Source organism: Lentzea albidocapillata (assembly GCF_000719115.1).
Lineage (GTDB): Bacteria > Actinomycetota > Actinomycetes > Mycobacteriales > Pseudonocardiaceae > Lentzea > Lentzea albidocapillata.
The window spans coordinates 28,949-45,774 of sequence record NZ_JOEA01000026.1; the positions used below are offsets into that span (position 1 = coordinate 28,949).

General features: G+C 69.3%; 17 protein-coding genes. 9 read left to right on the plus strand and 8 right to left on the minus strand.

Translation table 11 applies throughout. The features are described 5' to 3' along the window. Window positions 1–36: 36 nt before the first annotated feature. A complete protein-coding gene (locus tag IG04_RS48755) occupies window positions 37–171 on the minus strand; it encodes a hypothetical protein (RefSeq protein WP_276326733.1) in 135 nt (44 codons plus the stop codon). Window positions 172–199: 28 nt separating this feature from the next. Between IG04_RS48755 and IG04_RS44535 the strand changes: the two genes are divergently transcribed. Next, on the plus strand, window positions 200–1,438 hold the full coding sequence (locus tag IG04_RS44535) for a helix-turn-helix domain-containing protein (RefSeq protein WP_159460497.1): 1,239 nt from the start codon (window positions 200–202) through the stop codon (window positions 1,436–1,438). A gap of 228 nt (window positions 1,439–1,666) precedes the next feature. Here the strand turns inward: IG04_RS44535 and IG04_RS47815 are convergent, their stop codons facing one another. From IG04_RS47815 to IG04_RS0135765, 3 genes are all read right to left on the minus strand, one after another. Further along, a complete protein-coding gene (locus IG04_RS47815) occupies window positions 1,667–2,980 on the minus strand; it encodes a response regulator transcription factor (RefSeq protein ID WP_051771370.1) in 1,314 nt (437 codons plus the stop codon). Window positions 2,981–3,171: 191 nt separating this feature from the next. Continuing rightward, on the minus strand, window positions 3,172–4,671 hold the full coding sequence (locus IG04_RS0135760) for an AMP-binding protein (protein WP_036016590.1): 1,500 nt from the start codon (window positions 4,669–4,671) through the stop codon (window positions 3,172–3,174). Between the two features lie 53 nt (window positions 4,672–4,724). Beyond that, complete coding sequence (locus IG04_RS0135765; protein ID WP_030481167.1) at window positions 4,725–4,925, minus strand: hypothetical protein; 201 nt, start codon at window positions 4,923–4,925, stop codon at window positions 4,725–4,727. Window positions 4,926–5,099: 174 nt separating this feature from the next. Between IG04_RS0135765 and IG04_RS0135770 the strand changes: the two genes are divergently transcribed. Beyond that, window positions 5,100–6,287, plus strand: a complete 1,188-nt coding sequence (locus tag IG04_RS0135770; RefSeq protein ID WP_030481168.1) for an NAD(P)/FAD-dependent oxidoreductase — start codon at window positions 5,100–5,102, stop codon at window positions 6,285–6,287. Here the strand turns inward: IG04_RS0135770 and IG04_RS0135775 are convergent. Next, window positions 6,284–6,757 (minus strand): MarR family winged helix-turn-helix transcriptional regulator, encoded by a 474-nt coding sequence (locus tag IG04_RS0135775; RefSeq protein ID WP_169746027.1) that lies wholly within the window; start codon window positions 6,755–6,757, stop codon window positions 6,284–6,286. The genes IG04_RS0135770 and IG04_RS0135775 overlap by 4 nt on opposite strands. Before the next feature lie 82 nt (window positions 6,758–6,839). Between IG04_RS0135775 and IG04_RS0135780 the strand changes: the two genes are divergently transcribed. The 7 genes from IG04_RS0135780 (at window position 6,840) to IG04_RS0135810 (ending at window position 14,135) form a co-directional block, all read left to right on the plus strand. Continuing rightward, entirely contained in the window at window positions 6,840–7,421 is a 582-nt protein-coding gene (locus IG04_RS0135780; RefSeq protein ID WP_030481170.1) for an FMN-dependent NADH-azoreductase, read from the plus strand. Window positions 7,422–7,431: 10 nt separating this feature from the next. Further along, window positions 7,432–7,824 carry an NUDIX hydrolase gene (locus IG04_RS0135785; protein WP_030481171.1) on the plus strand — a complete coding sequence of 131 codons (393 nt, stop codon included), beginning with the start codon at window positions 7,432–7,434 and terminating at the stop codon, window positions 7,822–7,824. A 142-nt stretch (window positions 7,825–7,966) separates the two neighbouring features. Further along, on the plus strand, window positions 7,967–9,394 hold the full coding sequence (gene rox, locus IG04_RS0135790) for a rifampin monooxygenase (RefSeq protein WP_030481172.1): 1,428 nt from the start codon (window positions 7,967–7,969) through the stop codon (window positions 9,392–9,394). Between the two features lie 45 nt (window positions 9,395–9,439). Further along, window positions 9,440–10,390, plus strand: a complete 951-nt coding sequence (locus tag IG04_RS0135795; protein WP_030481173.1) for a tetratricopeptide repeat protein — start codon at window positions 9,440–9,442, stop codon at window positions 10,388–10,390. Then, window positions 10,390–10,713: a hypothetical protein gene (locus tag IG04_RS0135800; protein ID WP_030481174.1), complete on the plus strand. Its 324-nt coding sequence runs from the start codon at window positions 10,390–10,392 to the stop codon at window positions 10,711–10,713. The genes IG04_RS0135795 and IG04_RS0135800 overlap by 1 nt, the downstream gene beginning before the upstream one ends. Before the next feature lie 41 nt (window positions 10,714–10,754). Then, on the plus strand, window positions 10,755–12,908 hold the full coding sequence (gene secD / locus IG04_RS0135805) for a protein translocase subunit SecD (RefSeq protein WP_051771372.1): 2,154 nt from the start codon (window positions 10,755–10,757) through the stop codon (window positions 12,906–12,908). Between the two features lie 66 nt (window positions 12,909–12,974). Then, window positions 12,975–14,135: a lactate 2-monooxygenase gene (locus IG04_RS0135810; protein ID WP_030481176.1), complete on the plus strand. Its 1,161-nt coding sequence runs from the start codon at window positions 12,975–12,977 to the stop codon at window positions 14,133–14,135. Window positions 14,136–14,141: 6 nt separating this feature from the next. On the opposite strand, the gene IG04_RS0135815 is transcribed toward IG04_RS0135810, so the two are convergent. Genes IG04_RS0135815 through IG04_RS0135825 form a run of 3 tightly spaced genes read right to left on the minus strand, consistent with a single transcriptional unit; the run spans window position 14,142 to window position 16,824 of the window. Continuing rightward, a complete protein-coding gene (locus IG04_RS0135815; RefSeq protein ID WP_030481177.1) occupies window positions 14,142–14,921 on the minus strand; it encodes an ESX secretion-associated protein EspG in 780 nt (259 codons plus the stop codon). A gap of 9 nt (window positions 14,922–14,930) precedes the next feature. Continuing rightward, window positions 14,931–16,244 carry a PPE domain-containing protein gene (locus tag IG04_RS0135820; protein ID WP_030481178.1) on the minus strand — a complete coding sequence of 438 codons (1,314 nt, stop codon included), beginning with the start codon at window positions 16,242–16,244 and terminating at the stop codon, window positions 14,931–14,933. A gap of 4 nt (window positions 16,245–16,248) precedes the next feature. After that, on the minus strand, window positions 16,249–16,824 hold the full coding sequence (locus IG04_RS0135825; RefSeq protein ID WP_030481179.1) for a DUF3558 domain-containing protein: 576 nt from the start codon (window positions 16,822–16,824) through the stop codon (window positions 16,249–16,251). Window positions 16,825–16,826: the final 2 nt, after the last annotated feature.

Sequence of the window (16,826 nt, forward strand, 5' to 3'; positions counted from 1 at the left end):
GAGGGAGGCAAGACCACCTCGGGCAGGGCGAGTCGATCAGGGCTGCGAGCAGTACGGCGGGGTGAACCCGGCGTCGCGGGCGTCAGCCGAGGCCGCGCCCGGCATCACCAGCAGCGCCCCCAAACTGAGGATCACGGCCGCGACGGTTCGAGCGATAGTGTTCAACTTCATTGAGGGGCTCCTTCGTTAGGTGGCGGCCGTGGATGAGGGCAGGAAGTCTTTGACGAGGTTCGGTGCGCGGTTGCGGGCGGTCCGGCTGCAACGCGGTTTGTCGCAAAAGGACCTCGCGTGCCCCGGTGTCTCCATGAGCTACGTGTCCCGGCTCGAGTCCGGTGAACGCGTTCCGTCGCCCACGGTCGTCCGCAGGCTCGCCGAGGTGCTCGGCGTCGACCCGTCCGAGCTGGTGGTCGACGAGGACCGCACCGCCATGCAGGACGAGGCGCTGGCATGGTGCGAGGCGCTGCTGGCCTACCACGACGGAGACCTGGTGCTGGCCGTCGATCTGCTGGAAACCCTGGGAAAGCGGACGGACGAGGAGATGTTCGGCTGGTGCGTGCGCTGGACGCGCCTGGTGATGCTCGCGCGGCAGCGCGACCACGAGGGTCTGCTGCTGGCGGCGGCGAAGCTGCGCAAGTCGTGGTCTCCCGGTCCGGCGGTGGACGCGCTCGTGGAGATCCTGCGCGCATCCTCGTTGCGGCGCCTCGCCCGGACGGCCGAATCCGTGCGGGCCGCGACCGAGGCCGTCGAGCTGGCGAGCGGTGACGGCGAACGGGTGCGCCGCGTGCACACGCGCGCTCTGATCGCGTTGTGCGCGGAGCTCACCGTGGCCGGACGCCTGGCCGATGCCGAACAGATCGTGGACCAGCTTTCCGTGCGGCTGCCCGAACTCGGCCGCGACCGGCTCGCGATCTCCACGTGGTGGGTGCGCGCCAAGGTCGCGGATCGCCTGGGGGACCGGATGGAGGCCGCGCACTGCATCCGCGAGGCCGTCGCGCTGCTGGACGACTTCGACGGCGATCCCGAGTACCGCTGCCGGGTCCGCCTGGCCGGGGCGTCCATCGCGTTGCGCACGCCGGGCGCGAACCTCGACGAGGTGGTCGCGTTGCTGGACGAGGTGGAGACGACGGTCGCCGCGATGCGCCGGCAGGACGGTCTGCTCGCGCACGCCCGTGCGTTGCGGGCGGAGCTGGCGTTGCGCGACGGAGAGGTCGACCGGGCCCGGGAACTGGCGGAGGTCGCGCTCGCCACCGGACAGCTCGACGCCGAGCAGCAGTTGCGATGCCACCTGCTGCTCGTGCGGGCGGCGGACGAGGTCGATCCGGACGGCGCCGGCGACGCGCGCACGGCGCTGGCCGCGTTGTTGGAGCACATCAACCCCGAGGGCGTCGACCCGTTGCTGTGGCGGGACGTGGCACGTATCGCGCTCCGAAAGCACTAACGCGACCACTCGGCGGCGTTGCCTCCCCATGACCGCCCCTCGCTCAGCAACCGGACACGTTGTTAACGGAGCATGACACAGACCAGTTACCGATCACATCACCCAATTCAACCGCGCGAGTGTGGGTAGAACACCCGGGAACCGGCAGTTCCTCGTCCACGACAAGCGGCCGAACGGGCGATGGTCACCCTGTCCGCTCGGACCAGTTGTCAATAACTTGACAATGCATTACTGGTCGGCGGTCAAGTTCATCCACCAGACGATGGCTCCAGCGCGGCCGTTGACGTCAAGGGTCGTGTAGATGCGCTGGAGGTGGTTCTGCACGGTCTTGGGGGACAGGCCGAGTGACTCCGCGATCATCGCCGTGGTCGCCCCGGCGGCCACGAGCCGCAGCACCTCGATGCCGCGTTTGGTGAGTCCTGCTCGCAGTGCGCGCGCGATCCGGGCGTTCGTGTGTTCCGCGGTGCCGGTCTCGTGCAGTTCGCCGGCCTTCGGCACGCGCACCACCGCGTTCTCCCGCTTGGGTTCGAAACGCTTGTGCGCCAACTGTTCCACGAGCCGTGACGACAGGTCGTGCTCGCGCATCCGAAGCAGATCGCGGCCCTCCTGCAGCTCCCACAGGCGGTACTGCTCAAGTTGCATCCGCGCGTGGCGCAAGGCCCGTTCAAGATCCCCGGTTCGTTCGTGCGCCTCGCTCAGCTGCTGGTGCGCATGCACCGCCACCTCCCGTGCCAGACAGCTCATCGCGAGTTCCGCGGCCTGGGAGAGCTGGGCGATCTGCTCGGGGTAGCGCGCCCGCGCACCGCTGAGCCGAGCCCGAGCCATCAGCGCCTCCGCCCGCGCCACCGGGCGGTTCCTTCCGGCAAGCAACTGGTCAGCGCGCTGCCAGCTGCGGTGTGCGCGGTCAAGTTCACCCAGATCGATGCGCACGTGTGTCAGCAGGACGTTGACCATCGCCATCCGCACCGGGTCGCCGAGGGTCTTCCAGCGGTCGCGCACCTGAGCGCACAACGCTTCCGCGCGGCGGAGCTTGCGCACGCACGGCTCCCCGTCGAGGCTGCAGCGGTTCTCCTCGGTGCGGATCATGCAGTGCTCGTGGTACTGCATGCGCATCACCCGTGCCTGTTCGAACAGCACCGAGCCGATCAGCTCGTTGTCGCCGGTGAGCTCCGCGAGGCCCAGCGCGCGAGCGAAGGAGTTGAAGCTCCGCTCCCGCGAGTCCAGCCGCAGTTCCACCACGGCACGGGAAAAACTGCACCGCGCCTGGAGTCCGATGTGGCGGTTCGCCGCCGCGATCGCCTGCACCTTGTCGATCGTGTCGAGCGCGCTGGGCCACAGTCCCCGCTTGCCCAGCGCCACCGACTGCGCCAGGACGCCTTCGGCCACGCCCTCCGCGTCGTCCAGCCACGAGTACGCGGCCACGGCCTTCTCCGCGTACTCCAGGGCCTCGCCTGGCCTGCCCTCGTCCAGCGCGATCCGTGCCTCGCGCAGGTTGTGCACGGCGTTGGATCGCGGATCCGCGGTCCTGCCGGGAACCGTCATGGTCGAGCCCCCTCATTCGGAGGCTGAGCCTAGTGGTGTGGCCCAAAATCTTGGCGGGCTGTTTCGCGGTCAGCAGGGCGGCTCGCGGTGCCGCCCCCACGCCCCCATACGTCCAGTATGAGGACGTGGGGGCGGCACCACGATCCACCCGTCTGACCGCGAAACAGCCCGGCAAATTTCGGGCCACACCACTAGTGCTGTTCGCGCAACTGACGTTTCAACACTTTTCCGGCTGCGTTGCGCGGCAACTCGTTGACGAAGAAAACATCCCGGGGAACCGAGTACCGCGCCAGATTCGCCTTCACATGTTCACGTACTTGTTCGGCCGTCAGGGTTTCGGCGCCGACGACGAACGCGGCGAGGCGCTGGCCCCACTCGTCGTCCGGCACGCCGAGCACCGCCACCTCCGTGACGCCGTCCAGCGTCGAGAGGAGGTCCTCGACGTCGTGCGGGTACACGTTCTCGCCACCTGAGACGATCATTTCGTCGTCGCGGCCGGCCACGAACAGCAAGCCGTCCTTGAGGTAGCCGAGATCGCCGGTCGACATCAGGCCGTTCAGCGACTCCTTGCTGGTGCCGTTGGTGTAGCCGTCGAACAGCATTTCGTTGCCGACGAAGATCCGTCCGGTCTCGCCCGGTGCCACGGGTTTGCCCTGATCGTCCACAATGGCCAGTCTGGTGCCGAGTGGTGGTTTTCCGGCCGTGCCCGGCTCGCGCAGCATCTCCTCGGGCGTGGCGATGCTCGCCCAGCTCACTTCCGTTGAGCCGTAGAGGTTGTAGAGCACCGGGCCGAACTCCGACAGCGTGCGGGCGGCGACCTTCGGTGGCAGGGCGGAGCCGCTGGACGCGATGATCCGCAGCTTCGGCCGGTGCTCCACCTCCAGCATGCGTTGCAGCATCACCGGAACCACGAACATCGCGGTGCACCTGTCGGCGTCCTTCAGCGCCTGCGCCGGGTCGAACCTGCGGCGCAGCACGAGGGTGGCGCCGAGCACGAGCCCGAGCTGGAACGCGGCGAGGCCCCAGGCGTGGAAGAGCGGGGAGGTGATGGAGATGACGTCGCCGTGCCGGAGCGGGATCCGGGACAGCAGCGCGGCGGCGGGCGCGAGGCTCGCGGGCTCCGGCCTGCGGGCGCCCTTCGGCGTGCCGGTGGTGCCGGAGGTGAGGATGATCAGCCGGCCGCGCGGGGGCCTGCGGGGGAGTGACCTCGTGGGCCCGTTGGCGATCAGCGACTCGAGCTCGTCGGTGAAGAACGCCGGGAGGTCCGGCAGGACCTCGGCGAACTCGCGGTCGGCGACGATCCTGTCGATCTTCTGGTCCTGGGCGACCTCGGCCAGTTGTCCCTTGCTCAGGCCGGTGTTGAGCAGCACGGCGTCCGCGCCGATCTTCGTGCACGCGGTCATCGTCTCGATGAAGGCGCGGCCGTTGCGGCACAGCAGGCCGACGCGTTCCCCTGGGCGGAAGGCATGCGCGAGCCTGCTCGTGCGCTCGTTCACTTCCGCGTACGTGAGCACGCCGTCGTCGTCGATGATCGCCGCGCGGTCCGGGTGCCGTCCCGCGCCGGTCTGGTAACCCCACGCGAGCGTGATGTTCCAGTGCAGATACCCGCGCACGGTGCCGGCGAGCCCTCGCGGGCCCAACGGCCGGATCACTCCGGCTTTGACCAGGGTCAGCAGCACGCGGGTCACCATGCGACCTACTTTGCCAGCTATCTACTAGCGAGTAGGTAACGCTGTGACGGCGGTCACATGTCAGTGTCGGACGCGCTCACGACGGCGTCGCGCAACGCCGCCCGCAGACGGCCCACCTCCAGTGGCGTCAGCACGGCGGCCTCTCCCGGCGGCACGGTGATCACTATGTGCCCCTGGCTGACGAACACCGTCATGTCCCGTCGGCGCGAAGCGATGTCGCGGCAGCTCACCTGCCACTCCTCTTTGGCTCCCACGGGTTTCTTCCTCCAGCTCGCTCGGCGCGCCGGCCCGGTGTTCCGGCGCTCGCGTCAGGGAGACGCGCGTCACCGCCGGTCATGACGGAGCTCGGCGTACTCCGTCCGGCGACCGTGCCGAGCTGCGGATAGCGTCGCATGTGGGACGAGACCAGGTCACCTGGAGGGGTGAAAATGGCGGAACCGCAACGCATTGTGATCGTCGGTACCGGCCTCGCCGGTGCCTCCGCGGCGGGAGCGCTCCGAGACCGCGGCTACGGCGGCAGGATCACCATGTTCGGCACCGAGCTCCACCGCCCGTACGAACTTCCCGCGCTGTCCAAGGACCTGCTGCTCGGCAAGGCCGCGGAACCCGCGTGGGTGCACGAGCCGGGCTTCTACTCCGACAACGAGATCGACCTCCAGCTCGGAGTGTCCGTGCTGGAGCTGCGGCCCGGCGACCACACGATCGTCGACTCGGATGGAGCAGTGCGCCCCTACGACCGGCTCCTGCTCGCGACCGGCTCGCGGCCGCGCGTTCTGCCTGGCGCCCAAGGACATGTGCTGCGCACGCTGGACGATTCGCTGGCGCTGAAGCCGGCGTTGCGCGAGGGCAGGCACGTCGTGATCGTCGGCGCGGGCTGGATCGGTTGCGAGGTGGCGTCCGCCGCCCGCGCGCACGGCTGCCGCGTCACGGTGGCCGACCCGCTGGCCGAACCGCTGGTGCGCGTGCTGGGTGCCGAGATGGGCGCGATGTTCCGCGGCCTGCACGAGGAGCACGGCGTGGAGTTCAAGCTGGGCACCGGCGTCGCGAGCTTCTCACCGTCCGGTGTGCGGCTGGACGACGGCACCGAACTGATCCCGGACGTCACGGTGCTGGCGGTGGGAGCGACGCCACGACTTGAGCTGGCCGAAGCCGCAGGTCTGGAGCTGACCGACGGTGGCATCGCGGTCGACGCCACGTTGCGCACGTCCGCCCCCGACGTGTTCGCGGCCGGCGACGTCGCGGCGCAGGACCACCCGCGCTACGGCCACCGCGTCCGCGTCGAGCACTGGGCGAACGCGAAGGACCAGGGCACGCACGTGGCGGGGTCGCTGATCGGGCTGGACGAGCCGTACCTGAAGTCGCCGTACTTCTTCACCGACCAGTACGACCTGGGCATGGAGTACCGCGGCCTCGCCGGTCCGGACGACGAGCTGGTCGTGCGCGGCGACGTCGCGTCGCGGGAGTTCATCGCGTTCTGGCTGCGTGACGGACGGCTGCGGGCGGCGATGAACGTCAACGTCTGGGACCACGGCACGGCGTTGAAGGCGCTGGTGGACGCCCAGGCGACGGTGACGGCGGAGCAGTTGCGCGAAGCGGACCTGGCAGATCTTGCCTAGATGCAGGAGCCGTGTATCGGGCCATCGCCGAGCGAGAGGTCCTGCAGGGCTTTGCGGAGGATCGCCATCTCCTGGGGCGTGAAGCGGGAGTGGAAGGCGCGTTCGACCTCGGCGAGCGCGTCACCCGCCTTCTTCTGCAACTCGAGGCCCTTGTCGGTGATCATCGGCGTGCGCACGCGCCGGTCGTTCGGATCGGGGACGCGCATGACCAGGCCCGCCCGCTCCAGCTTGTCGAGCTCGCTGGTCAGCGTGGTCTTGTCGAGGCCGAGCATCGCGCCGAGCTTGAGCTGGGTGCGCTGGGCCTCCTCGGTGGCGAGCGCCTGCAGCACGAGCTGACCGCGCAGCGACACCCCGAACTTCGTGATCTCCTCGGCGAACGCGGCGCCGACGCGCTGGGCGGCACGGTGCAGCAACCAGTTGATGTCCCACTTCTGCAAGCAGGCTTCGACGAGTTCTGGCTGCTCCTCCATGTGTTCCATCCTACCTCCCGGAAGAGATGTTCTTGACTAAGAACATATTGACTCGGAAGTTCTTCAGTCGTATGTTCCGAGCATGACCAATCTGCTGCACCTCGACACGAGCATTCGGTACGAGGGTTCCGTCACCCGCGAGATCTCGGGTGCGTTCGCCGAGAACTGGCGTGCCGCGAACCCCGGCGGCGGCTACGTCCACCGCGACCTGCACGCCTCGCCGATCCCGCACAAGGACGGCACCGACCAGGGCATCTCCGCCGACCTGATCGCCGAGGTCGACGCCGCCGACGTGATCCTCATCGGCGCGCCGATGTACAACTTCTCGATCCCGTCGACGCTGAAGGCGTGGATCGACCAGGTCGCGACCTCCGAGCACTTCGCCCGTGAGGACGGCACGTTCGCGTGGGGCGGCAAGCGCGTCGTAGTGGTGACGGCGCGCGGCGGTTCGTACAAGCCGGGCACGCCGCGCGAGAGTTTCGACTTCCAGGAGCCGTACCTGCGTGCGGTGCTGTCGATGGTCGGTCTCGACCAGAACCTGGAGTTCGTGCACGCCGAACTGACGCTGGCGGACGTGGTGCCGCAGATGCACCAGTTCCGCGAGCTCGCCGTGGAGTCGCTGGCCGACGCGCACCGCGTGGTCAAGGAACTAGCCGGCGCCTAATGTCGGTCGCGTGATCGACAAGGTGGCTTGGCTCTATCTCAAGGACGGCCGCGTGCTGGGCACCCGGTCGGCAGGCAAGGACACGTACTACCTGCCCGGCGGCAAGCGCGAGCCGGGAGAGTCCGACGTCGAGACGCTCGTGCGCGAGATCCGCGAGGAGCTGTCCGTCGAGATCGACGCCGCGTCGGCGGAGCACGCGGGGACGTTCGAAGCGCAGGCGCACGGCCACACGTCGGGGGTGACCGTGCGGATGACCTGCTACACCGCGTCGTTCGACGGGGAACCGGTGGCATCGGCCGAGATCGAGGAACTCGCCTGGCTCACCACCGCCGACGCGGACCGGATCTCGCCGGTCGACCGGATCATCTTCGCCCGCCTGAACGAGGCAGGGCTTCTTCGCTGACCCTCGAAAACGCAAGAAGAGGAGAGCGCTGCTCTCCTCCCACTTCAACATATAGCGCACCCGGGGCCTTGCCACAAGACCCCGGGTGTGCTCCATCATTTCCCAGCCAACGTCATCTACCTGGGGAAATGGGGAAAACTCCATGATCGACGTCATCATCGCCGGCGGTGGACCGACCGGCATGATGCTGGCTGGAGAACTGCGGCTGCACGGCCTGGGCGTGGTCGTGCTGGAACGGGACATCGAGCCGACCGAGGTCGTCCGGGCGCTCGGCCTGCACGCCCGCAGCATCGAGGTCCTGGACCAGCGCGGCATCGCCGGCCGGTTCCTGGAGGCGGGCACGACGCACCCGCTCGCCGGGTTCTTCGCGGGCATCGACAAGCCCGCGCCGGAACGGCTCGACACGAAGTACCCGGTCGTCCTCGGCCTGCCGCAGCCGCACATCGAGCGCCTGCTCACCGGACACGCCGTCGAGGCAGGCGCCGAGATCCGGCGCGGCAGCACGGTGACCGCCTTCGCGCAGGACGATGACGGCGTGACCGTCGACCTGGCGGACGGCACGTCGTTGCGGGCCCAGTACCTGGTCGGGTGCGACGGAGGGCGCAGCACCGTGCGCAAGCTGGCCGGCATCGACTTCCCCGGCGAGCCGTCGCGGGTGGAGACGCTGCTGGGCGAGATGGAGATCGGCATCCCGTGGGAGGACGCGCTGCCGCTGATGCTGGAGGTCCGCAAGACGCAGAAGCGCTTCGGCATCGGCCCGATCGGTGGCACCGCGACGTACCGCGTCATCGTGCCCGCGGAGGGCGTGAACGAGGACCGGGCGGTCATGCCGTCTTTGGACGACTTCAAGGAGCAGCTCCTCAAGATCGCCGGGACCGACTTCGGCGTGCACTCGCCGCGCTGGATGTCCCGCTTCGGCGACGCCACCCGGCAGGCCGAGCGCTACCGGTCCGGCCGCGTGTTCCTCGCGGGCGACGCGGCGCACGTCCACCCGCCGACCGGCGGCCAGGGGCTCAACCTCGGCGTGCAGGACGCGTTCAACCTGGGCTGGAAGCTCGCCGCGGCGGTGCACGGGTGGGCTCCGGAGGGGTTGCTGGACACCTATGAGGCCGAACGGCACCCGGTGGCCGAGGAGGTACTCAACAACACCCGCGCGCAGATCGAGCTGATGAAGGTCGAGCCAGGGCCGCAGGCGGTGCGGCGGCTGCTCACCGAGCTCGTGCAGTTCGAGGAGGTCAACCGGTACCTGATCGAGAAGATCATCGCGGTCTCGGTCCGGTACGACCTCGGCTCGGAGAACGACCTGGTGGGACGGCGGATCGGCGACCTCGCGCTCAAGCGCGGCGGGCTCTACGACCAGATGCACGCCGGTCGCGGGATCCTGCTCGACCAGGCCGGAACGTTGTCGGCCGCGGGCTGGGAGGACCGGATCGACCACGTCGTCGACGTCACCGAGGACCTGGACGCGCCCGCGGTGTTGCTGCGTCCGGACGGGCACGTGGCGTGGGTCGGCGAGGACCAGGCAGGCCTGGAGGGCGAGTTGGCCCGCTGGTTCGGGACGGCTCGCTGAGGTCACCCGTTCGGGGCCCGGAGGCGCTTTGTCACACTGTGCGGCGTGTCCGAGCCGATGACAGCGGTGCTCTTACGAGCCGCCGACCTCACCGCCTCGGGGAAGCCGCGGCAGGCAATCGACCTGTTGCGGCCCCTCGTGGCGGCGAACCCTCGGCACGCCGAGGCGTGGTGCCGGCTCGCCGCCGCCCACCTCGACCTCGGTGAGGCGGACCAGGCCCTCGACTCGGCCAAGCGCGCGATGGTCCTCGAAGGCGAGCCCGCCTGGCCCCAGCGACTGGCGGCCCTGGCGCTGAGCGACCTCGGCCGGCACCAGGAGGCGGCGGTCGCGGCGCGCGAGTCCGTGCGGCGCAAGCCCGGCGACTGGCGTTGCTACGTCGTGCTCGCCGAGGTCCTGGCCGACGCCCCGGACGGTGCCGTCGAGGCGTTCGACTTGGCCCTGCACGCCTCCCAGCTGGCGCCGACCGAGGCGCGGGCGTTCCAGGTGCTCGGCGACGCGGCCCTGCGGATGCGCGACTGGGGCACCGCCGAGCACGCGTACCGCTCGGCGATCAAGCTCGATCCGTCCGACGCGGACTCCAAGGCGAACCTCGCGACCGTGCGACGGCGGCGTTCCGCCAAGCCCGCGCCGCTGCAGTTGAACAAGGTGCAGGTGTGGCGTTCGCTGCGCACGCTCTCGTTGCTGCTGATCGGCGGCGGTTTACTGGCGTTGGTCGCCGGCATGCCCCGCCCGACGCCCTACCTGGGCTTCTTCACCGGCGCGCTGGTGCTGTGCTGCCTGGTCGTGGCGCTGCGGCTGCGGCCGTTCACGCTGCTCTTCAGCCTGCGCAAGCTCGCAGTGACGGTGTCCCTGCTCGCCGTTTCGGCCCTGGTCCTGCTCGGCTGGACCGTCGCTTTGTTCTTCGGGGCTACGACGATGCAGCCACTTGTGCTTTCCTGGTTGTGCGCTGTCGTGGGGGGAGCGCTCGTCTACGTCGGTGGAGGCAGGAAGCGGTGATGCGTCGTAACGCGGTCGCGCTCGCGTTCCTGCTGTTCCTCGGACAGCTGTTCATCGTCGCCGCGCCCGCCGAGTCCGTCACGTCCGGCTCCGTCATCCAGCACGGCCACGACGTCGCGAACCTGCCGGTCACCGCGCCCAAGCCGCACAACCCCAACGCCGCCCAGGTCCCGCAGGCCCAGGTGGCCTCCGACGTGCCGCCGGTCGCGAAACCCGCGATGCCGATGCGGTTCGTCGTCTCCTTCGCCCGGCGCGTGCACCGCACGCCCGAGGGCCTCCGCTGGACGCCGCAGCCCGCTCGTTCACCGCCTTCCGGTCGCTGAATCCCTTTTCCAGCAACCCACTCCGGAAGGTCTACCCACCCATGTCGCGCGACAACGCGCGACGAGGGCTCCTCGTGCGCGCACTCATAGCGCTCGGGGTCCTCGTCGCATCCGCTTTTCTGCTGCTCACCACGGATCCCCGTCTCGGCCTCGATCTCCGGGGCGGAACCCAGATCGTCCTGGAAGCCAAGGGCGATGCCGATGCCGCCGACCGTTCGATGGAGGTGTTGCGGCGCCGCGTGGACGCTTTGGGCGTCGCCGAACCCGTGATCGCCCGCTCCGGCGAGAACCGCATCGTCATCGAACTGCCCGGCGTCCAGGACCCGCAGGAGGCCGTGAAGGTTCTCGGCCAGACCGCGCAACTCACCGTGCAGCGCAACGGCCAGACCGTCATGACCGGCGAGGGCATCTCCGACGCGCAGTCCACGCGCAACTCGCAGGGCGCGGGTTTCGTGGTCAACATCCAGTTCCAGGGCGACGCCCCGGCGAAGTGGCAGAAGGTGACCGGCGAGGCGGCCTGCGAGCCGTCCGGCAGCCCAGGCCGGCAGATCGCGTTCGTGCTGGACGGCAAGCCGATCTCGTCCCCCGAGGTCAGCCTCGACACGCCCTGCGGCGCAGGTCAGGCGGGTGGCTCGACCACGATCACCGGCCGTTTCTCCCAGCCGGAGGCCAAGGAGCTCGCCCTCGTCATCCGTTCCGGCGCGCTGCCGGTGCCGGTCGAGGTGATCGAACAGCGCACCGTCGGCGCGACCCTGGGCGCCGAGGCCATCGAGGCCAGCGCCAAGGCCGCGATCATCGGCATCGCCCTGACCTCGCTGTTCCTGATGTTCGCCTACCGGCTCGCCGGATTCCTGGCCGTGGTCGCGCTGGCCGGCTACGCGGGCGTCGCGTACGCCGGGCTGCTGGCGGTGGGGGCGACGCTGACCTTGCCGGGCCTGGCCGGCTTCGTGCTGGCGATCGGCATGGCGGTCGACGCGAACGTCCTGATCTTCGAACGGGCGCGCGAGGAGTACGCCAGGAAACCCAATCTCCGCCGCGCCTCGGAGAACGGTTTCCGCGGCGCCCTGAGTGCGATCGCCGACTCGAACGTGACGACGCTGCTGGCAGCCGGTCTGTTGTTCTGGCTGGCCACGGGCCCGGTCCGCGGCTTCGGCGTCACCCTGACCATCGGTGTGCTGGCGTCGATGTTCAGCGCCTTGGTGCTCTCGCGCGTGCTCGTGGTGTGGGCGCTCGGCACCCGTTTCGTCACCAAGCGGCCTCGGCTGAGCGGTCTGCACACGCTCGGTTTCGTCCGTCAGCGCCTGTCCGTCGTGCTGTACCGCCGCCCGTCGCTGTGGCTGATCAGCGCCGGCGCCGTGGTGCTCGTGGCCATCGCAGGTCTCTTCGCACGGGGCCTGAACCTGGGCGTCGAGTTCACCGGCGGACGCATGCTCGACTTCACCGCGGGCGGCACCGTGGACTCCGGCCGGGTGCGCACCGCTCTGGCCGACGCGGGCTTCTCCGACGTCGTGGTCTCGTCGTCGGGCAACGAGGTCTCCCTGCGCACCGCCCCGATCGACGACGCCACCTCAGCACGCCTGGGCGAGGTCGTCTCCTCCGCCGTCGACGGCGGCGCCCGCCAGTCCAGCAACGAGCTCATCGGCCCGTCGCTGTCCTCCGAACTGCGCCGCAACGCCATCATCGGTCTCGCCATCGCCGTAACCGCCCAGCTGGGATACCTGGCCGTGCGTTTCGACTGGCGTCTCGGCGTCGCCACGGTCGCCGCGCTGCTCAGCGACGTCCTCGTGCTCGTCGGCGTGTTCGCGTGGATGGGCAAGACGGCCGACGGCGTGTTCCTGGCGGCCCTGCTGACCGTGATCGGCTACTCGGTCAACGACTCGGTCGTCGTCTTCGACCGTCTCCGCGAACTGCGAGGGTCCCGCTTGAAAGCCTCGTACCCGGACGTGGTGTCGGACGCGGTCGTCCAAACCGTGCCGCGCACCGTGAACACCGGCCTCGGCGTGCTCTTCGTCCTGTCGGCGTTGCTGGTGCTCGGCGACGGCTCCCTGGCCAACTTCGCGATCGCGCTGCTGATCGGCCTCGTCGCCGGCACGGCGTCCACAGTGGTCACCGCCGCTCCGATCGCGATCTGGCTGGAGTCGCGCTGGCCCAGGCGAGCGGTTGCGAAGAAGCGTCCGGTGGGGGCACGCGCCTAGCGTTCAACGATCCTTTCGGCAACGAGTTCTTCCTAGTGCAGCTCGCTTCGTAGCAAAGTAGGCGGCATGACCTCCTTCGCCGCGTACCAGAACGAGATCTACCTGCAGGGGCTCGGTGGCGTCGTGCCACCGTTCACCACCGATCCCGACGCGCTGGAGCAGTCCGCGCGCGACAGGCTGGGACCGGGCCCGTTCTGGTACGTGGCGGGAGGCGCGGGTTCGGGCGCCACCGTGCGGGCGAATCGTGAGGCGTTCGACCGGGTGCGGATCGTGCCGCGCATGCTGACCAACGCGACCGAACGGCATCTGGGTGTTTCGGTCCTCGGCACGGAGCTGCCGGCGCCGGTGATGTTCGCACCCGTTGGCGTGCAGTCGATCCTGCACCCGGACGGCGAGCTGGCGACCGCGCGGGCCGCCGCCGAGCTCGGGGTGCCGATGGTGTTGTCCACCGCCTCCTCACACACCATCGAGGAGGTCGCCGAAGCGTCCGGCGACGGGCCGCGCTGGTACCAGCTCTACTGGCCGAACGACCCCGACGTGTGTGCGTCGTTGCTGGATCGTGCGCGCAAAGCCGGTTACACGGCGCTGGTCGTCACCTTGGACACGTGGACGCTGGCGTGGCGGCCGCACGACCTTGATCAGGCCTACCTGCCGTTCCTGCGCGCGGTCGGCACGGCGATTCCGTTCAGCGACCCGGTTTTCCGCGCCGGGCTGCAGAAGTCGCCCGAGGAGGACCTGCCGATGGCGATCCTGCGGTGGGTGCAGCTGTTCACCGGCACTGACAAGTCGTGGGACCAGCTGGCGTTCCTGCGCGAGCACTGGGACGGCCCGATCGTCCTGAAAGGAATCCAGCACCCCGAGGACGCGCGCAAGGCCGTCGAGTACGGAATGGACGGTGTCGTCGTCTCGAACCACGGCGGGCGTCAGGTCGACGGTGCCGTCGGGTCGCTGGACGCGCTGCCGTCCATCGTCGAGGCGGTGGGGGAGCAGGTCGACGTGCTGTTCGACTCCGGCATCCGTACCGGCGCCGACATCGTGAAGGCGCTGGCGCTGGGGGCGAAGGCCGTGATGGTCGGGCGGCCCTTCGTGTACGGGCTGGCGCACGGCGGCCAGGTCGGCGTGCGGCACGTGTTGCGCAGCCTGCTCGCGGACTTCGACCTGACGCTCGGGCTGTCGGGTCACCGCAGCCCGGCCGACCTGGGGCCGGACGCGCTGCGGTTCTCCTGACAGTCTTTACGGCATCGTCGCGGTCATCCGCGTCAACGTGCCGAAGTCGGCCGGCTGCACCCGCAGCCAGCCGTCGCTCTTGGCCGCGAGGTACCGCCCGCTCGGCGTGTCGATGTACGTCAGCGGGTTGACGCAACGCTGCTTGCGGCCCAGGTGGTCCCGCTTGGCCGAGAAGACCTGACCGCCGCCGGTACGCGGCTGGCTCATGATCTCGTTGAGCTGCGCGACGAGCTGGTCGTTCGGCGTGCTCGTCGGCCGGCTCTGCTGCATGAACGAGCCGGTGTCCTCGTAGGACGGCTGCCGCTTCTGCTGCAGCGCCTCCTCGGACAGCGTGATCGGGTTGCCCCTGCCCGCCGGCGTGGGCGGCAGGGCGCCGACCAACGCCTGCGGCGCCTCGTCCGCCCGCACCGGTTCGAGTACGAACTGCTGGTCCGGCGTGAGCAGGATCCGCAGCGCGTCCTGGCCGTTCGACACGACCAGCACGCTCTGCTGCGGGCCGTCCTTCAGGCTGAAGAACGCCCAGTACTCCACGCCGGCCTCGACCACGAGCCGCAGCGCGTTCGTCAGATCCGGGTGGATCTGACCGCCGCGCGCGAGCCCGTACTGCTCGAGCTGCGCCCACGCCGACCGCTGCAACCGTTCGAGCTCACTCACGTCGCCCGACTCGAGGAGTTCCTCGTCGAAGTCGACCTGAGCGAGCAGCGCACGGTGCATCGTCGGCAGGCCCGCGGCCTGCCACGCCTGGTAGAGCGCCGTGACAGGGATGGCGACCCTGCTCCGCAGCACGTTTCCCCCTTATCCGCCGATGACCGGCGGAGCGACCATCGTTCCATCGCCGAAGATGTCTTCGGTCTCCTGCAGATACGAAGCGGACTTGTGCTCCGCATCCTCCGAGCCTTCACCACGACCGCCACCGGCGCCCATACCTCCGGCGCCCATGCCGGCCGCACCACCACGACCGGCAGCACCCGCGGCACCGGCACCGGACGGCCCGAAGCCACCAGCGCCACCACGACCGTCACCGGCGACACCGGCCGCGCCACCGAAGCCGCCACCCATACCGCCAGGTCCACCCATGCCCTTGGCTGCCGCGGCGCCGCCGAGGCCACCACCGCCACCGCCACCACGACCGCCGCCGGCGCCACCACCGGGACCACCACCGGGACCGTTGGGTCCGCCGGGACGGTTGCGCGGGTTGTTGGGGTCGAGCGGACCGCCGGGCCTGCGCGGGTTGTTGGGGTCGAGCGGACCGCCAGGCCTGCGCGGGTCGTTCGGGTTGTACACATTGTCCGGTGGCAAGGTCGGAACGCCGATGTTGGGCGGCGGGCGGCGCCCGCTGTCGTCGATGGGCGGAGGAGTGAACTTGGAGTCGTCGACGCCGGCCTTGCCGGTGTCATCGCCGCCGCCGGTGCCCGGCGGCTTCCAGCCGGACAGGTCCGTGCCGTCCTGGCCACCGTTGCGGTCGCCACTGCCGGGCGGAGGGTTGCTGCCGATCGGCGGCGGGTTCTTGCTGTTGGGGCCGACCTCGTCGATCTTGTACTTGCCGTCGGGCGGTCCCTCTTGGACGCTCCCGTCGTTGGCGGTCGGCGCGATGAACGTCGGCTGGTTGCTCATGCTCGCGTTGACGGCGCCCGCGTACTGGTTGAACGCCCGGACGTTCTGCTCGCTTACCTGCTGGTTCTGCTCGAGTGCCTTGTCGTAGTCCGTGTCCCACGGACGAAGGTCGTTCAGGAACGGCTTGTCCGGCACGGTCGGCGGCTTGGACATCGAGTTCTTGGCGTTGACGTACGCATCGCCGACGGTGTCGGCGGTCGTACCCGCCTGAGTAGCTGAATCGCCCGTGACCGTGGCCCACGTTGCGAGTGGTGAAGTGCCGCCACGAGCCGCGTCGCCCGCGGAGCCTTCCCAGGAGGCACCGGAGTCGCGCACGGCCTTCTCGATCAGCTGTGCAACGTCTCCGTGGCCGCTTGAGAGATCCCGCCAGCCATCTGACATGAGCGAGGTGCTCTGGCCCGGTCCCTTGCCGTTCTCGAACCACTTGTAGATCGTTTCACCACCCGCGAAGGGCAGAATGGCGAAACCAGTGATGTTCGGCTCAACCCCAGCCATCTCGCTACCCCTTCAGGTTTGTGATGATCAGTTGTGCGACCCGCTCGGCCTCCGGGCAGGGCTTCTTCGTCGCGCGCTCGTCTGTGGCACTGGAGATCTGCACTGTGACTGAATCGGTCTTGGAGACCTGAATCGAGGTCAGGCAGCTGATCGATCCATCGGTCTGGTCGGTGGAGATGACCCGGACGCCGTCGAGCTTCTTGTCGACGAAGACCCCGTTGTTCTTGACGTTCTCGACCTGGGCCTCGAAGTTCTTGTCCTTGGTCACCGAGATGTCGTAAGTGGAGTTCTTGATGACATCCTGGCCGTTCCAGACGCAGTTGGGGCCGAGTTCGGCGGTGCCGGCCTGGGGCGCTCGCACCGAACCGAGTGTCGCGATCTGACTGGCGGTCAGGATGCTGCATGGGTCGCTGACGAACTTGGCGATGCTGAGGCCTGTGTCGGAACCGTCGCTGGTGGGCTGGCTGCTCGTCTGTCCGTTACCGGTCGGAGAAGCCGTGGTCGGGCTTCCGCCGGTTTGATTGCCCGTGCATCCGGCCAGCGCAACGGAAACGAGCGCAGTGCTGAGCAGAACGGTCATGC

Excerpts from the sequence above, each read along its gene's own strand:
- IG04_RS48755 (WP_276326733.1), bottom strand. The coding sequence starts at position 171 with ATGAAGTTGAACACTATCGCTCGAACCGTCGCGGCCGTGATCCTCAGT.
- IG04_RS47815 (WP_051771370.1), bottom strand. The coding sequence starts at position 2,980 with ATGACGGTTCCCGGCAGGACCGCGGATCCGCGATCCAACGCCGTGCAC.
- IG04_RS0135760 (WP_036016590.1), bottom strand. The coding sequence starts at position 4,671 with ATGGTGACCCGCGTGCTGCTGACCCTGGTCAAAGCCGGAGTGATCCGG.
- IG04_RS0135770 (WP_030481168.1), top strand. The coding sequence starts at position 5,100 with ATGGCGGAACCGCAACGCATTGTGATCGTCGGTACCGGCCTCGCCGGT.
- IG04_RS0135775 (WP_169746027.1), bottom strand. The coding sequence starts at position 6,757 with ATGGAGGAGCAGCCAGAACTCGTCGAAGCCTGCTTGCAGAAGTGGGAC.
- IG04_RS0135780 (WP_030481170.1), top strand. The coding sequence starts at position 6,840 with ATGACCAATCTGCTGCACCTCGACACGAGCATTCGGTACGAGGGTTCC.
- rox (WP_030481172.1), top strand. The coding sequence starts at position 7,967 with ATGATCGACGTCATCATCGCCGGCGGTGGACCGACCGGCATGATGCTG.
- IG04_RS0135800 (WP_030481174.1), top strand. The coding sequence starts at position 10,390 with ATGCGTCGTAACGCGGTCGCGCTCGCGTTCCTGCTGTTCCTCGGACAG.
- secD (WP_051771372.1), top strand. The coding sequence starts at position 10,755 with ATGTCGCGCGACAACGCGCGACGAGGGCTCCTCGTGCGCGCACTCATA.
- IG04_RS0135810 (WP_030481176.1), top strand. The coding sequence starts at position 12,975 with ATGACCTCCTTCGCCGCGTACCAGAACGAGATCTACCTGCAGGGGCTC.
- IG04_RS0135820 (WP_030481178.1), bottom strand. The coding sequence starts at position 16,244 with ATGGCTGGGGTTGAGCCGAACATCACTGGTTTCGCCATTCTGCCCTTC.
- IG04_RS0135825 (WP_030481179.1), bottom strand. The coding sequence starts at position 16,824 with ATGACCGTTCTGCTCAGCACTGCGCTCGTTTCCGTTGCGCTGGCCGGA.